The sequence below is a fragment of the Thermodesulfovibrionales bacterium genome (assembly GCA_035686305.1).
Lineage (GTDB): Bacteria > Nitrospirota > Thermodesulfovibrionia > Thermodesulfovibrionales > UBA9159 > DASRZP01.
Genome location: DASRZP010000052.1, coordinates 1 through 16,739, shown reverse-complemented (window position 1 = coordinate 16,739; position 16,739 = coordinate 1). Strand labels below are relative to the sequence as shown.

Genomic DNA, 16,739 nt, shown 5'->3' with positions numbered 1-16,739 from the left:
AGCCTGTCCCCTTTCTTCCTGACCTTCATCAATCTTTCAAGAGAAGCCCGGGGCACGTAGAGCCGGGAGGATAGGAATTATCTATATATATAATCGATCCGCCCCACCAGCTCTCCCAGTTCCTGTAAGTATAGTAGGTCGGATATTCTGTGACGTAACAGGGTGGAGCGCTGCTGCAGAGAGCAGGATCGCTCACGTAATCCTTCTGGTTCTTGAGTGCAATGCCCCGATGGAGACTCTCAGTTGGCCCCTCCGCCCATGGGTCGTTCTCGCTTTTTTTGTGCCAGGTCTGATAAAAACTATATCTGTAGTCATGGTCGGTGAGGATGTAAAGCGCTCTCATGGATTGACCGGGGCCTATGCTCGGTACATGAAATTGATATGCATCAGCCGAGGCATGCTGAGGATTCAGAGGCGAAGAGAACCTCATGAAAATGTCTCGTATCTCATGAGGATAGACATCCCATTCATCGGCTATTTTATTGCCGTTTGCGTCAACTTGAGCAATTGCTTCGGGACTTCCGGCAGTGTACCAGGCGCCGTTGATACACGCCAAATCCGTATTGTTAAAGAGATCGACCGGCGTTGGTTCGCTGATGTCTTTCAATCCAACAGCAACTGCATTGTCGTCGTTCCCAACTTTGCCTTTGAAGATCACCTGGAGATAAAGGTCCGTAATATCGATGGGTATGGGGTCATTGCTGAAATCGAATAGGAGCTCTGTCGCACTCGTGGCACTTAAGGAGACTACTGATATCGGAGCTGACACCGAATAGATAAAATCGGCGTCATCCGTATCAGCCTTATACTTCGCTACTGCTTGAATCATTCCATTCTGTACGGCCTCAGAAGGGTTTGTGTTTCTCACTTTTGCTTTAATGCTTGAAAAGTAAGGGTCGGACGGATCTGCATCCGCCATGGCATAAACGAATTGGTCAGGCGGGGTGATCTCAAGGGTCCTGCTGAACACATACCCTGCTACTGCACCGTCCTCATTGCCCATCTTGCCCTTGAAGACAAGGATATATTTGCCCGGCTCTCTTGCGTCACTGGGAGGGATAAAGTCAAAGGTGTTTGCCTTATCACCCGTCTTAGCCTCAAGGAGACCATCTCCAACCCAGATCGGATTTCTGGTTTCGGCGCTATTGTCGTAATAAAGCATAAATCTGCCTTCCATCTTTTCTCCGCTGTAGTTCGTAATGACATAGCCGGGCGTTACACCCGTCTCATAACTCAGCCTGATATCGCCGCGGAAAAAGTAGTTAAGAAGACCAGCTGAGTAGCCAACAGCGCGGGGGATAAGCTTCTGGGCATAGTCATAATGGGTCGTCTCGTCAAGTTTTAATGCCAGGAGTTGGACAGTTGTACTGTCGCTCAAATGTTTATATAAAGGACTTACGGCAACAAAATGGACGATTGTTTCATCGCTGCACTGTTTGCCGAAATATACTCTCGGTTTCTTAGTTCGAGGATAAATTTCCTCGAACCGTAAGTAACACTGAGAGCTGTACTTGGGGTAGGGGAAATAGTGCTTGTCATCTTTGCTCAGGTTATCGGTAAATATGGTATCAGTGCTGACGAAATTGGCGTTGGTGTATTCCGACAATCCCCAGGCTAGACTGGTACTTGGCGTTGTGCCTTCCTTATATTGATCGGTGTCATAGAACTGAGTGATTGGAACAAAACCGCCAGAATTCTTAGTCAGGTCAACTTGCGGGAAATTCGGCGATGCAGCGAAAAGGTTAATTTTATCTGCATTCTTCTTTGCCCAGGTCTCAAAGTAGAGATCGCCTCCAGAATCCCTCCCTACGAGAGCATCCTCCGGATGCGCGTCATTCCGCACATGCGCAGGCACCGACATATCTTGAATCAGATGAATCTGATGCCCAAGTCCTTTGAACGTCCTCGCGAAGTATTCTTGACGTTCTGCGTCAGTCTTTCTCGTCAAAGCATTGTAGTAATAGAGTCGTATTGTTTGCCATGTTTGATCGCCCGCAAGACCTTCACTCTCCGAATACCTTTGCTGATTCGCGTTGTCCTGCGCCCATAACAGTGCTGATTCACCATTCTGCACATCGTGCAAGCCTGCGGCCTCCCATGGCTTCAAGGGATTATGGAAATGGTTGTTAAATCGGGCCGTACCCTTCATAGCATCCCAATTGCTGCCTGCATCTTCAAGAAAAGCACCTTCTTGAAACCAGTCGCTTACAGTTCTAGTGACGTCATTCAATCGAAACTGTTCAAGCAATTCTTTCCGAAAGCCAAGTCGTATTAGGTAATCGCCCTTGGTCTTGCTTAGAATAGATTGTGATGCTGCAATTTTTGAAAGATCCTTATGAGTCTTCTCATTATCCCATGGCGATGCAGTGCTAGTGATAAAGAGGCTAAGACCAGCAAACAAGCTTATAGCATGAAGGCATTTTTTATACAAGGCGAGCTCCGTATTCAAATTCCTATTCCAGGCCACGGTCTTTTCTTTCTTTGTGAAGTTCTTCCATCATCAATCTAATCTTTTCTCTAGGCGCTTGAGCAGGTGGAGATGAAGGAAACGTTTCTGATTCTTTCCTCTCCTCCATAGTCAACTTTCTCAGAGGAATAATCGCCCTATCTCCTTCCCATGCAGCCTTCTTCTTCATTAGTCCCCCATCGATACTGAGGGATTCCCACATTCCCATACCGATATACTGATACCCTGCCTTGAATATCAGCACATGCATGGGGCCTATGTTACTCAGAATCCTCAGTCCCTTACCCTGAATTTCGAAATCACCATTCTTGTCCGTCGCCGTCTCATCGGCATCGTAATATGAGCCTACGCCCCCGGCGGGAGTTGCAATCTCTTTATACCAAACCCCCAACACCACCACTCCCTCAATCGGCTTGCCCGTCTCTGCATCTATTACCCTTCCTTTATATGGCCCGTCATATCGGATGGGGTAACATCCGGCAAATAAAAGAATCAGACTCAGAATGATTAATTTTTTCTCAAGCACCACAGCCTCCCGTCAAAAGTCGTTAAACTTCCAAATCCCATCGCCACCCCTGATAAATACGCCGGGATAAGAGTAGAGTATTCCATCTTCATTTGCCACGATCTCATATTCGGCGATGATCTCATACACGTCGATGATGTTGAACTCTATAAATGTCTGCAAGATCATCGGCAACTGATCCTTGAGTGCATTGAAGATAGTTCTATATTTGTCCTTGGCTCTTTCTTTGAACAGAACTAATGCTCCCTCGATGTCTCCGCTTGCTAACGCCGCTTTTAGCTTGAGCCATTTTCCTTTAAGCAGCGCATCGATTTCCGCCTTATTCAACACGGTTATAGCAATCGAATCCGTATAGGTATTCCCTTGAGCATCCACCACCGTCACGGTTGGATAATATACGCCTTCAGTCGTATAGGTGTGGCTGATATTTTCGAAATTGTCACCGGTGTAATCAATCACCCCAGCTCCCTCAAAGTCAATCTGATACGACGTTATTACGTTGGGTATGGAGGTCGCGACGGAAAAGTATGCCATAAGTGCCGGTATGCCGCTCGTGATGCTGGCGCTAAGAGTAACATAGGGCTTCGAGGTGTCTCCCCTTACCGTGACCTCTGCCCTTGCAACTGCTCCATTACTATCCAGTGCATTAGCGATGATCACATTGTCCCCGTCTACGAGTGATACATTGTTGATCACAAACTGATTGCCATAAATATCTGCTGCTATTCCGTTTACCTTGATCGATATCTCTTTCGCATCTGTCGTGACAGTTCCCCTCACCACGGTTGTCCGCCTATTGATCGAAGCGCCTGCAGTCGGATACGTTATCGATAGCATCATGGGTGATATCTGGGACGGTTGATAATTGACGCTTATGGTCTGCGAATCAGTCTTACCGAGCAGTGATGTTGCAACGGCTGTTATCCGGTTTGTTCCTGTTGATAACGACACTCCCTTTGCAGCAAACCGGCCATTGTTCGAAACCGATGCCCTAACGCCATTGACATTCACTGTCGCGGCAGGATCGCTTACGATTCCTTCAACGTCTATCAGTGAACCAGACAGGGCGGCTCCGTCATAAGGGAAGATGATGGCTACCATCAGTGGACGGATGGCGAAATTTGTAGAGTACGGTCTGTTCAAGGTGCTCTTAAGATCGCCCGACAGCCATTTATTCGGTGATACCGCCGTCATTCCGCCTGCTATCATGCCGGTAAGCATATAGCCGGCTTCACCTGTCAAAGGATTTTCTTTGAGATAACCGACTCCTGTCCAATCGGCGTAACTCATTTCGGTCTGAGGCATGCGGACGGTGAGATTTTGGTTCACAGCATTTGCTATGTCCTGTTTGATGGCCTCATCGAATGACAATGCGGGAAACAGTGAGGATATGTTAGCTTTGTCAATGGACAGGACCGGCGTATGACTTGCGTTTGCGACTTCAAAGAGCTTTGCCGTTGATATGGAATCGACCCGGAAATCATCCTCGAAGATTCTGTTTTCGAGTATCGAGCCCTGGAGGGCGGATAATTGCATGAATGTCGCTTGTCGCTTTCCTTCCGCATCTCGGCGCAGGGATGACTGCGGCGAGATTATTTCAACCGCCCTTACCGGCGCGTCAATGAACGTTCCCTTCCATTCAAAGCCGTGCGGTATGTCGAGAAGACAGGTGACATCTATCACTCCTCCGACAATTACCACCGTCGGCATCGGTCTTGACAATGTCAACTGCATGATTGAGGCGAGTTCTTCCTCAGCTTTGTTCCACCGGTCGATATAGGTTACTGTCTCTCTGAAGAGCAATGCCTCCGCATCACTGCCTATATCCGCAGTTGACTGTTGGACGGCTTTCTGGGAGACTATTCCTATGGCGACCACATTCCCGGTTATCTGCGTATTCGTGCCCGTTTCCGTTCCATTGGGCGAGATGAGCTCTATTTGCAGTGTATGTTCTTCTCCCATCGGCAAGGCGTCCTTACCGACAACCATTCTCTGCCCATTCACCTTTAGCACCGGCCTCAATCTCACCAGATATGCTGGTGTGTTATCCAAGCCTCCATAGGAGTCGATGATCTGCTGGTCCTCCACCGTCTCCGGTTCATAGCTTATCGTTATCTTCTGGTTGGAGAGTTTGAGGGTATCGAGTATCAGCGAGAAGAGTTCAGCGCTGTTTGTGTCTGCTGTGATGAATCTGACTTTGTGCTTCAGTTCGTCAGGTATCTCGGTATACTCATGGGTGATCTTGATCTGATTGAACTGCATGCTCGCAGGGAGGATATTCATTACCTCCGGGATTATAGTCCTTGTCCTCATGAGGGCAGAAAGTTGATAACTGCTGGCTGAAAGTTTTCCTTCCAGATACTCAAGAGGAGTTTCTGTATGCATCGCGCCCAAGTATTGGTCCATCAAGGCTGATAGTTGCGCGCTCATTCCCGATTGCTGATAGACGTCTATCGGATTGTTGTATGTATATCCCTTCACTTTTATGGACGTATCAAGGCCGAGCCACATCTTTCCCTGCTCGTCGATAATCGCTCCCCGGTAGTTGGCATAGGGTATCTGGCTCTCTACCCATATGTGCTCAATCTGGAAGTTGGTTATTGTTCCCCCTGATAGTGTTGTTTTATAGGGAACTCCTGCCTTCTGGAAATACTCAGCTATCTTCCACGGGTCATCTATGCCGGTGAGATTCTTCACCTTCTCTATCGGAGATCCGTCTCGTCCCCCTGCAAAAAATTCCATCGTCCCCCTTACATACCTTGAGGGGAACCCCGACGCTCTGAAAAGTGCGACGAGGAGTGTCGCCTGATCGCAGTCATTGCCCGCTTTCTGCCGTAAGGTCTCCTCCGCCCCTTTCATGCAACCCCAGTACCACTCTGTCTCGATGGTGTTCTTCACATATTCGTACATCGATATGGGATTCCAGTTCAACGATTGTGCAAGGTTAGCTATTGTATCTGAAATTGGCGCTTCGGCAGTATTTTTCAGATCATCAGTGGAGACGGTCCTGTTCCCGCCCTTGTAAGCGGGTTTAATGGGCGGGTCTGCGCTTGGTTCTCTTGAGGGATAGTAGAGGTTCCTGTAAGGAAGGCTTCCGAAGATTGGCTTCTTCTTTTTCTTGAGGGTTCTGTCAAGAAGGTCTCTGAGGTTTTCCAGAACTGCTTCAGCGTTTTGCCCTTCAGGGGGGAGGCTGTCAATAAGACTGAGATATTCAGCAAGGGCCTTGCGGTAACCATCCGCCATCACTCCCTGTCTCACGCGGGCAGTTGGCCCTTTTGACTTTATTTCTTCATCCATCAACCTGAAACGCTCCTGAAGCAGGAGGTCCACTGTCCTAACGTCCTCAGCCGTGGCCTTCAGTTGCGCTGTCTCATCAAATATGGAACTCCCCCCTTTGAGTTTTTCTATTGCCTTCGAGATTATGCGCTTACTCTTTTCAAGGCGCTTCTGGAGATCTTTTTCGAGAGCCGTATCAGATGCTTCGGTAAAAGACGGCGAAAGGAAGACAAAAAGAGACAACAATAAGAGGCGTACAGAGCTTCTCGTCAAACGATTCCCTCCCCATGCTGCACAATATCAGCTGAAAGACTGCCTCGGAAACGCCAGGCTTTCAGTGCGTCTTCTTACCATGTCGGCAACTTTTTTTACTCCCTTTTGTCAGAGCAGATCGCTTCGACTTATCCGACTTGCTCTGCGGGTTCCCTCCCGATGAAGCAGGGCAATATTTTTCATAATTTCTTTCATAAGGGCAAATAAAAAAAACTTATATGCTGATAATGATAGTTAATAAATTCAATTCACCGGTGGCACCGTTTTCTTGACAATTTTCGGCGACATAGCTATAAATAGCTAACCGTGCAGGTGAGCCTTGGAGAGGTAGTCTATGTTGGTGGTAATCAGCGATCTCCATTTTCAGGATACTCACAACGACAACATCACTGATGCCGAGGGGAACATTGTCGGCATAGACCGGAATGTATCGCCCAGGGCATTTGAGGAAACCTTTACGGAGATTCTCTCGCTCGCTGAAAGCAACTACGCACAGGAGCTCATCATTGTCTTGGCCGGAGATATCTTTGATCTCAACCGAAGCCAGACGTGGTTCAGAGGGGATAACGACCGTATGAGACCCTATGGGGAAGATGCACCGGAGACGTGGGGTCCAATCGCTGAAAAGATTATCACCGATATCTGCGCAAGCAACGAGGAGACCTTCGCTCTTTTCAAAGGACAGACGGAAGTGACCCTGAAGAACGGGGAAAGGGTACGTTTTGATTACATCCCCGGCAATCATGACCGCATCATTAACCTATACGAGCCCCTCAGGGGAAGAGTGAAGGATTTATTCGGCCTCGGCGGCGGTAACGTGCCGTTGAAGCATGAGATACCCGCAGAGGAATATGGAGTCCACATACGGCACGGCCATGAGTATGATCCTTTCAACTTCGCCGGGAAGCTCCCGGAGCAGGGTCCCTTTGCCTTCAATGAAGATGATTACGATCTGGCCCCCCTGGGCGACTATGTGACAATTGATTTTGCCTCACGTCTCGCATGGACATACAGGAGCCGTTATGAAAGGAATATCAAGGCCGGACCGGATGCGGATCTGCACCGGCATATTTACAGGAAGCTCCTTGAATTTGATGATTTACGTCCGCAGTCGGAGATCGTGTCCTTTCTTCAAACCGAAACGGCCGATGAGGACAAGGTAAAGCAGACGCTTTCCCCGGTGTTGAAGGACGGTCTTCAAAAGGCCCTCGAAAGCAGATTCGTGCGGGACAAGCTCGGCCTTTTCAGGATTTCGATGGCCAAGATAGCGAAGGCTATTTCGACCGAACTTCTTTTTGATCTCTTAATGTCAAATCAGTCCAGGGGACCCAAGCCGTGGGAGTGGGCCGGGCGTGAAGCGGTCCTGCAGGGTCCGCAGTCGAAATATCGGTATGTCGTTTCCGGTCATACACATAATGCAGACGTGGAATTCCTCAGCCGCCGGCCGGACGGGAAGGAGGTGTTCTTCTTCGATACGGGGACCTGGCGGCAGCAGATCAGGAAATGCCGTGACAACCGGACCTTCGCGAGAGCGAAGGTGCTGACGTACGTGGCGTTTTACCGACCCGATGAAGATCCTCCCCGCACCGGTAAGAAGGAATACAGCTTCGATTACTGGAATGGCTTTACGAAGAAGGAAATAGTTTAAGGGTATTTATCGGAAAAATCCTGGAACGGATCTTCGATCCGCGCGAGAAGGAGGCGTCGATCTCCTGGAATTGATATGTGTTTCGGGAGGATAGAGTATGACAGATCTCAATGCGGGGCTCATTGATTTTTTCTCATCGAACTACAAGCCGGGGCTTATAGCGCTCATCGGGAGTAACGACCCCATAGGCATGGCTATACGAGAGGCACAGGCACTTGTCACGAAGGATCATCAACCTTCTCTCTGGTCCCATTGCTTTCTCCTCGGCGATCTGAGACTCGACCGGCGGGGACCGGGCAACACGATCACGAAAAGTCCCTATATCTTTGAGAGCGACCTTAAGGTCAAGCTCTTTAAGCCGCAGGTGAGGAACGGCGCGCAGGAGAACTGGATCGGGAAATGGTGCGGCACGAACGTTGAACATGCCGCACTCATCGATTTCGGGTTATCCGGGAATGAGAGGGACGCCGTTCTCGCGACGGCACTGCAGCTTGTCGATGAGCAGGTACTCTATCCGATCCAGGAGCTCCTCGGCACGTGGTGGGCAATCATAACCGGCAAACAGTGGCTGCCCAATCCTCTGAACGACCCCCATGCGATGTATTGCAGTGCCTTCGTAAGGTACTGTTACAAAGAAGCAGGCAGGGACTTCCTTGGCAGTGACATTGATGTTTCGAACACAACGCCCGAAGATATCGCACGGGCCGGGGCACAGGCGATCAATATCTTTGGCAGTGACTGAAGGATATGGAACGCGAGCTAAGTCGGCACTATATTGAAAAGTTAATCATCAAACTCCTTGAAGAGTGTCGTCTCTGCGTGGTTGCAACTTGTTCTGACAACATCCCTCGGGCATCCACCGTGGAGTTCTTCCCCATGGGCACAACCCTTTACATTCTTACTGAAGGGGGAATGAAAATCGATAACATTAAACGCAATCCTCGTGTCTCTATAGCGCTCCATGCTGAGTTCGCAGGGTGGTCAGACGTTAAGGGTTTGCAGATAACCGGGGTCGCTGAAATAGGCGAAAAAGGGTCGCGTATCTTTGACGAAGGCAGCGAAGCGTATAAGAGACGCAGGGGTTCACAGAGCACGGCCTTATCCTTGCCTGATGTCATGAAGGTCATCAGGGTGAAACCTGCCAAACTCGAATATTTGGATGCCACACTGGCCGAAGCGGGCCATGACGTGAGGCACACATTACTCTTATGAAGCCGTGAAGGATTACCTGCCCCGCCAAAAAAATGGAGAGGGCACGGGACGAAGAGAACAGGAAGAGAGAGAACGTCAAAAAATGGGAAAATTATTTCTTTTTTATATCGCCTACTTGCTCACCGGGAGTCCAATTACGGCCCTCCTCGTTCTTCTCCTTGTATTCTTTGCGGTGGACAGAGCATATCTCGGCCTTGTCCCAGATCCGCTGAAGACACTGAAAACCTCCGCGAGGATTAGAGAGCTCAAGCAGGCTGTCTCAATAAATCCTCATGACGGCAGGTCGCTGAAAGAACTCGGGATATGCATGATCGACAGAGGGGACTATCAAAACGCCCTGCGATATTTTGCGATGGCAGAGACAAAAATGTCCGATGACCCTGAGTTCAACTATTATCATGGGATAGCGGCCGCCCGTACCGGGAACATCGATAAGGGAAGGGTACTCTTTGAAGAGGCTGTGAACGCCTCACCTACCTTGAAATATGGTGAGCCCTATCTCATGATGGCAGAAGTTTACATTGATAACGGTGATTATACAAGTGCCGTGCGGCTTCTCGAAAAGTTTGAAAAGATTCATTCTTCGAGTTCGAGGGGATTTTACCGGATGGGTCTTGTCAAGCTGAAACTCGGTGCAAAGGACGAAGGGAGAGAATATTTGGAAAAAGCGATCCGAGTGTTCAAGGAGTCGCCTTTTTTTAAGCGCAAGATAGACAGAAAGTGGGCCTGGAAAGCGAGAATGCTACTAAGAGCCTCCGGATAAGAATTATCTTTGTGAGTGTCATGCTGCAAGAAGACAGGTTTCGACCGACATACGATTCAACCCGAGACGGTTCCTGCCGCGTACTCTATCAAGAAATGATGTGTCAGAAGCGTTAGATACGTTTCCCTGCTTCTTCCTTTACTCAACGCGAGTTACGATTGACTGAAACTGTTGAATACGCCCCGAAGTTTCTGCGTCACGTGAGCTATGGCCCATGTCGTCGAGGTCCTTCAGGTCGAGGAATATCCTTCGGCCGCGGGGAATGATTTGACGTACTGAATTTTGGAATCTCGCTGCGTATAAGTTCATTTAATTTATGCATAAATAGAACCTATTTGTTATCGTTCGATATTTCCTATAACATACTGACACGAGGGTTGGGGGGGGCCAACTGCAAATCTTAGATGGATGCAGGATATTCCGGTCGGTAACTGGAGACGCCAGCAACTGCACACGGCTAATAGGGGACCGTGCGCTTTTAAGTAAATTCAAGATCGTCGCAGTCTTTTCTCTACGGGGGCGGTGAAGAGAGGCGCAGCACATTTAAGGATCGGGCGGTTATCGATCTTTCTAAGAGGCGTAATCTTGTATTCCGTCCTGATCACTTCTATTCATCACCATGAAGACCTCACCTCTCGGAAAGACTGCGCGATCTGTAAAGCAGCCAAGGACTTTCAATCAGCGGACAAAGGTTTCCACCCCCTGACTGTGATTTTTAATCTCCCTCTATCATTGGCATCAGGCGGTTTTGTCTACGTGACCAGAGCACTCACCGCCGACCAAATCAATCGCGCACCTCCTGTTTATCTCCCTTCGCAACTCGTGGCTCTTTATGATTCGGCGCGCCCGATGCTTCAGGGCTCATTAAAGAGGAGGAGATAATGAAAATACGTAATAAAGATACGGCCGGCCTTGCCAAAATTAAAGGAAGGCGACTAAATATTTTTCTTTTATCACTTGGGGCAGTTATTTCCCTCGGTCTTTTGTCGTTCTTTTCCCCCGCATCCGCAATGCCCGTACCGACCAGCGGGCAGTACGTTCTTAGTTATAACGCTACGGCGTCACCGATCACAATATCGGATCCCTCTCTTGCACGGCCTCTTGCATTGGGTTCTGTTAGCACGGCAGGAGATAAGTTAAGCATCCAGGTCGGCCTTGAACAATTTGATGCACCTGTGGATATTTACTTCGCCATTTATGCTCCCAAAATCGATCCAAACAATGTATATCTTTTGACAGCGGGCAATTCTATACAGGCAGTGTCCGTACAGGCAGTAGCCCAAGGAATCATTCCTTGGAAGGTGAGTGTCAATGGTCCGGTATCGGAAGCGGCTTTTCCAGATATCCCTGTATCTGCCCTTCCACCCGGGCCATATTATTTCGGCATCGTGGTGACGCCGCCCGGCAGCTTTAACACCTATGATTTGTGGGTAACGCAAATTAACCTTCCTTCGCTCACTGTAGACTCACATGGTCAAGGCTCCGTAATGAGCAAGGACGGGATAATAAACTGCGGAAGCTCATGCACAGGGACCTATGCTCCAGGGGCGTCGGTGACGCTCACAGCCTCCGACGGACTTCTCAAGTGGTCGTCAGCATGCGATGTCGTTGATGGAAATACCTGTATTGTCGCCATGAATAAAAACAAGACAGTCAGCCCAACGTTCGGGATGCCTCTACAAATAAAGCCAAATGTGAAGGTTATAAACGAAAATATCGCTCAGTGCATGACAGTGTTGGATGGCACTTATAGCTTCACGCTTTCAAATTGTCCTGATGCGGCTACCTTTTTGAGCAATATATCTCCGGGTGACGTCCTGGATGTCACTGTGGCTCCCACCTCAATCGCGAATGTTACCTCTGTAAACAAGTCAGGCGGGGTTATCACGGCTCAAACTACGGCCGGGACCCTTGCCGACATGTTGCCCAGTGGCACCAAAATCGCCTATTCCACCAAATTAAACCCATCCGGCTCGACAAGTAGCGCCGCTGCATTAGCGATGCGCGATCAATCGAGGAGTGCTCAAGCAACAACCTGTAGCGGCGATTTCTGCTTTTATCTCGACGGCCCAAATTCGGGCGCCCAAGTTCAGGGCACGAACAAAACGGGCTATCAAATAGAGGGTGGACTTACATTTTCTCCCTCGAATTCCAACGGAGATCTTTCCATCATCGTGAAAGATACAAACATATTTGATTTGGATCTTGACGGGGATGTTTCAACGGCCTGGTGTCTTCCTTTTTTTGTAGACGACTTATGGGCCAGTTTGTCTGCATTTGAATACAACCAGCTGACGGTTGATGGGCACGGAAAATATAAATCTCCCGGCAATCAAGAGGTGGACCTTGGGAAAATCCCCTTTCCGACTTTTTCCGTAGGACCGGTGGTCATTTCCTCCGGTCTCGCTTTTAAGGCAGGCATAAATGCAGACATCAATGGGCAGTTCCATGCGGGGGTGAGTGGCTTGGTAAGCCTCGATAATATCGGATTTAGGTGTAATCCTTGCGATTTCAGCTGCCATACCACTGGCAGTGGTCAGGCAGAAAAACGGACGGATCCCACAACATTTAGTGGCAGTACCGATATTACGGGATACTTAAAACCCACATTCCAAATGGATGTCTATGGGTTAGTGGGCGGAGATGCCTCCCTTTACCCAGATGTGGAGTTAAAAGCAGCGGTCAATAGCACAAATGACACGGCAGATTTCTCGGTCTGGCTCGGACTAAATGCCGGGGCAGGGGTACATATTCTTGCTGATACATGGAAAAAAGAATGGACCTGGAATCTGGATAACTGGTGTCTCATCGGCACAAAGAGCCAGGACAATTGTTTTGAACAGATAAATAATGGGAATCCTGTTACTCTGGGGCCGACAGCATCTATAACTACAAATGCGGATGGTGTTGGGGGATCTTTCACTACCACGAGCACGCCGGTTATTGCTTACGGTTCGGCAAGTGATGCCAACGGAGTAATCACCGACTGCACATGGGATTTCGGAGATGGTACAGGTCCCATTTCAGCCACTTACAATCCGGCCGACAGCCAATGTCCCGAGGGTGGGCAACCACACACTTATACGGCAGATGGACCTTATACGATTACATTTACTGTTACCGACAACCTCGGCAAGACAGCATCCGCTACTAAACAGATGACTGTCAATTCACAACCGGTGCCTCCGCCTACCAGCGTAAAGGTTACACGGGGCACTTCGCCTTCCTCTGTAGTAGTTTCATGGACTCCCCCTGATGTGTGTGCCTTAAGTAGTAATGTTCCAAAATGCTATGGGCAGTATAAGCACGGTCCTCCTCTTGCGGAGCCTCCGGATGTATATTTCAACATACGGAGAACGTCATGGGAACCAGGAAATGGGCAGGGGGATCAGTCGGATATTTTTTGGCCCGCGATTGATGCAACTGGCTATGTGACAGACTCTTCAAATTCAATGACCGACAGGTTTCATGGCGACGAAGGAGTTGTTTGTTATCAGGTTGCTGTATCCCGGGGATCCACCATCTGGTCCTCTTTTTACCCGACCAAAGACAGCCCAAGCGACCCCGCCAATAGTGCGTGTATCGTCAGTACATCACCGCCAGTAACAGCTACTCCCTCTTTTATTTCGCAAGCAACGTCTATTATTGTGTCATGGGATGAGATAGGGGATAAGCATATGAGCTATCAAGTTTTCCGTGACGGAAAGCTCGTTAAAACGCTTCTCTCTCCACCTTTCTATGACACCGGTCTTGTGCCGGGCAAGACCTATAACTACAAGGTCGGCGTTCTCAGAAGTGGAGCGCCCACGCCCATCCATACGAGCACCGAAGTAAGTATGACAACATCCTCGGATACAACACCGCCCACGACCCCGAGCGGAGTCGCTGCTTCGGTGAAGTCAGATAGCGAAATAGACCTGCAATGGAGCCCTTCAACCGACAACGTAGGTGTTGCCGGATACAGGGTTTATACTAGCAGTGCGACCGGACTAAGCTATCTTACATCCGTTCCCGGCACTACCTTACAGATTCCAGGATTGTCTGCAGGGCAGACCTACTGCTATCGGGTATCGGCAGTTGATGCTGCTGGTAATGAATCCGCAAAGAGCACTCAGGCGTGTGCAACGACGCAAGGCGGTTCAGATACTCAGCCCCCGACGGTTCCTACTGGCCTGACTGCAACTGCTGTCTCTTCGTCGCAGATCAATCTCACATGGAACGCCTCAACTGACAACGTTGGAGTGACCGGGTACAACATTTACGGGAATGGTTCGAGCACGGCACTGAAAACCTTATCGGGTACTTCCACTTCCGAGATAGGCCTCAACGCCTCCACTCAGTACTGTTATCAGGTCTCGGCAGTTGATGCTGCTGGTAATGAATCTGCAAAGAGCACTCAGGCGTGTGCAACGACGCAGAACGTTCCTACATACAGCATCTCGGGACAGGTGACATATTATTTAACTGATGCTGGACAGGCAGGAATCACTATTACCTTGAGTCACCCATTTTGGATACCGCGAACAATCGTCACGGATTCAAACGGTAATTACACATTCACCGGGCTGCCCAGTGGAACCTATACAATAAGTCCCACAACAAGCGGATATACCTTTAGCCCGCCGAGCAGTACCATAGCAATTAACGGCGCGGATGTTAAAGGGATAAATTTTGTGGCAACACCAATTATATATTAACATCAGGTCATGTGAGCGACGCCCTGGGTTTCTAAGTAGTGAAGTAGTGTTAGGGAGGCACCCGGCAATTGGTTCAGGTCGCCATTGCCGGGGACGCCCTGTAAGAAAATCTTTTCAGGGTGTAGAACATCAAGAACAGGCTTCAGCACAGTGCATGGAACAATCACAATCGGGAGCGGCGAGGTTACTGTTGATGGGGGGGTGATAATAGGGCAATAGGGAATAGAACCTCCGACGGGGGGACAGCTCAAAGAAAAAGGCAAGATCCTTCAGGATAAGAAGGGAAAGGGGTAGGAGATCGCGATGAAAAAAGCACTCTTGGCAGTTATAATCGTCTTGATATTTTCGCAGACGAGCTTTGCAGGGACAGTCTATAACTTCGAGTTTATAGGAGGTGGGCCGGCGTGGGGTGACCCGAGCTATGGAAAATCCGGCTATACTGACGGAACATTGATTTATAAGAACGGAAGCACATCCGTTGAAATGGGCCACGCTTTCATGACCTACTTCCAAATCGAATCGGGCAACCAAACCATTAATCATTGCGTCATAGACGTAACCCTTGGTGACGCAAAGTTTCGATTTCAGACTTACTCCGCAGGCTTGTTCGCGTTCTCGGGAAATTTACCGAGTCAGCTTCTTCTATTCGGTGATCTCACTTGCGATCCTGGGGGAACCCCTCTTCCAGGTGGCGGGGGTGTCACGCCGTCCAGCTTTAGTTTTGAATTACGTTAACAAGGAGATATATCGAGTGCGGTCAATTTTAATGTAGAGGGTAATGCAGAAAGAGCGAGGGATAAGAAGAATCCCTCCACCGCCCCTTAACTCCCCGTATCTCTTTATTTCATTGCGACCGTGTTTGCCGAGGTTTCAAGGGATGCCAGACGCCGCTCCATCTTCGCCAGCTCTTCTTCAAGCCGTTCGATACGAGCGTCCCTCTCCTTGATCTGCTTTTGCTGTTCCTTAATTGCCTCTACGAGCACCGGGGTGACTTTGTCATAGGAGAGCGTCTTGTACCCCTCGTCATCTGTCTGCACTAGTTCCGGAAGCACCTTCTCTACCTCCTGGGCTATCAGTCCGATCTGCCTGCCGCTCCTGTAACCTGCCCCATAGACCTTTTCCCTATCCCATTCAAAGCTCACCCCTTGCATGCGGAGAACCTTGTCGAGGGACGATTCAAGGGGATGGATCTCTTTCTTATAGCGCCTGTCAGACGGCGTAGCCACCGTCACCATGGTCAGAGTCCCATCGATCTTCACAGAACGGGCTTGAAAATCACCTTTAATAAGAGGTTGAGCGCAATAACCACCGGAACTGCCGGTATAACAGTTGTCGATATAGAGCTTATTTGATCCAGTCTCGCTACAGCCCGCCTGATAACCCAGAAACACATTGCCGGAGCCGGTGGTGTTCGGGTCCACGCAACTTCCAGCGCCCCAGCCTAAAAAAGTGTTGTTGTCGCCTGAGGTGTGATTAAGGGCAGTTCCACTACCGATATAGGTGTTCTGAGAGCCTGTCTTGTTATCTTCACCAGCACCGGCACCGAAGAAACTGTTCCCTTCTCCTTGAGTGTTGGAATTACCGGCGTTAGAGCCGATGAAGCTATTGCCTTCGCCTGTGGTGGTAGAGTGTCCAGCACCGTTACCTACAAAGGTCTCGAACCAGCCAATGTTCCCAGCACCCTGACCAAAGTAAGTGCTGCCAGAGGAGCCTCCTGCCATGGACGTGATAGTTCCTGTAACAGTAAGTGCGCCGTCGATACTGACGGTACGAGGATTGTCGAATGTCCCCTTAATGAGAGGCTGAGTGCAATTGCCGGAGCCATCCATTATATTGCAGTTATCTATGTAGAGCATGTTCGAGCCGGTTTCAGAAGA

At 49.3% G+C, this 16,739-nt stretch carries 10 protein-coding genes; 6 read left to right on the top strand and 4 right to left on the bottom strand.

Annotated elements, in window-relative coordinates; genetic code table 11:
• Positions 1–28 precede the first annotated feature (28 nt).
• From VFG09_06105 to VFG09_06095, 3 genes are read right to left on the bottom strand one after another with little or no spacing between them, the layout of a single operon-like run.
• Complete coding sequence (locus tag VFG09_06105) at positions 29–2,467, bottom strand: hypothetical protein (GenBank protein ID HET6514717.1); 2,439 nt, start codon at positions 2,465–2,467, stop codon at positions 29–31.
• The gene (locus VFG09_06100) at positions 2,454–2,993 is read right to left on the bottom strand and encodes a hypothetical protein (protein HET6514716.1); all 540 of its coding nucleotides are present in this window, start codon (positions 2,991–2,993) and stop codon (positions 2,454–2,456) included. Before VFG09_06100 ends, VFG09_06105 begins: the two co-directional genes overlap by 14 nt.
• Positions 2,994–3,005: 12 nt before the next feature.
• Positions 3,006–6,542: a transglutaminase domain-containing protein gene (locus VFG09_06095; protein ID HET6514715.1), complete on the bottom strand. Its 3,537-nt coding sequence runs from the start codon at positions 6,540–6,542 to the stop codon at positions 3,006–3,008.
• Between the two features lie 334 nt (positions 6,543–6,876).
• On the opposite strand from VFG09_06095, the gene VFG09_06090 reads away from it, so the two are divergent.
• From VFG09_06090 to VFG09_06065, 6 genes are all read left to right on the top strand, one after another.
• The gene (locus tag VFG09_06090) at positions 6,877–8,190 is read left to right on the top strand and encodes a hypothetical protein (GenBank protein HET6514714.1); all 1,314 of its coding nucleotides are present in this window, start codon (positions 6,877–6,879) and stop codon (positions 8,188–8,190) included.
• 97 nt (positions 8,191–8,287) lie between these two features.
• Positions 8,288–8,932 (top strand): hypothetical protein, encoded by a 645-nt coding sequence (locus tag VFG09_06085; protein HET6514713.1) that lies wholly within the window; start codon positions 8,288–8,290, stop codon positions 8,930–8,932.
• Positions 8,933–8,937: 5 nt separating this feature from the next.
• Complete coding sequence (locus tag VFG09_06080; GenBank protein ID HET6514712.1) at positions 8,938–9,402, top strand: pyridoxamine 5'-phosphate oxidase family protein; 465 nt, start codon at positions 8,938–8,940, stop codon at positions 9,400–9,402.
• 82 nt (positions 9,403–9,484) lie between these two features.
• Entirely contained in the window at positions 9,485–10,165 is a 681-nt protein-coding gene (locus VFG09_06075) for a tetratricopeptide repeat protein (GenBank protein ID HET6514711.1), read from the top strand.
• Positions 10,166–11,046: 881 nt separating this feature from the next.
• Positions 11,047–14,862 (top strand): fibronectin type III domain-containing protein, encoded by a 3,816-nt coding sequence (locus VFG09_06070; GenBank protein HET6514710.1) that lies wholly within the window; start codon positions 11,047–11,049, stop codon positions 14,860–14,862.
• 303 nt (positions 14,863–15,165) lie between these two features.
• Entirely contained in the window at positions 15,166–15,597 is a 432-nt protein-coding gene (locus tag VFG09_06065) for a hypothetical protein (GenBank protein HET6514709.1), read from the top strand.
• Positions 15,598–15,701: 104 nt separating this feature from the next.
• Here VFG09_06065 and VFG09_06060 read toward each other — a convergent pair.
• On the bottom strand, positions 15,702–16,739 hold a 1,038-nt coding region (locus tag VFG09_06060), incomplete at its 5' end, for a tail fiber domain-containing protein (protein ID HET6514708.1).

Coding starts and splice junctions, on each gene's coding strand:
- VFG09_06090 (HET6514714.1), top strand. CDS start 6,877: ATGTTGGTGGTAATCAGCGATCTCCATTTTCAGGATACTCACAACGAC.
- VFG09_06085 (HET6514713.1), top strand. CDS start 8,288: ATGACAGATCTCAATGCGGGGCTCATTGATTTTTTCTCATCGAACTAC.
- VFG09_06080 (HET6514712.1), top strand. CDS start 8,938: ATGGAACGCGAGCTAAGTCGGCACTATATTGAAAAGTTAATCATCAAA.
- VFG09_06075 (HET6514711.1), top strand. CDS start 9,485: ATGGGAAAATTATTTCTTTTTTATATCGCCTACTTGCTCACCGGGAGT.
- VFG09_06070 (HET6514710.1), top strand. CDS start 11,047: ATGAAAATACGTAATAAAGATACGGCCGGCCTTGCCAAAATTAAAGGA.
- VFG09_06065 (HET6514709.1), top strand. CDS start 15,166: ATGAAAAAAGCACTCTTGGCAGTTATAATCGTCTTGATATTTTCGCAG.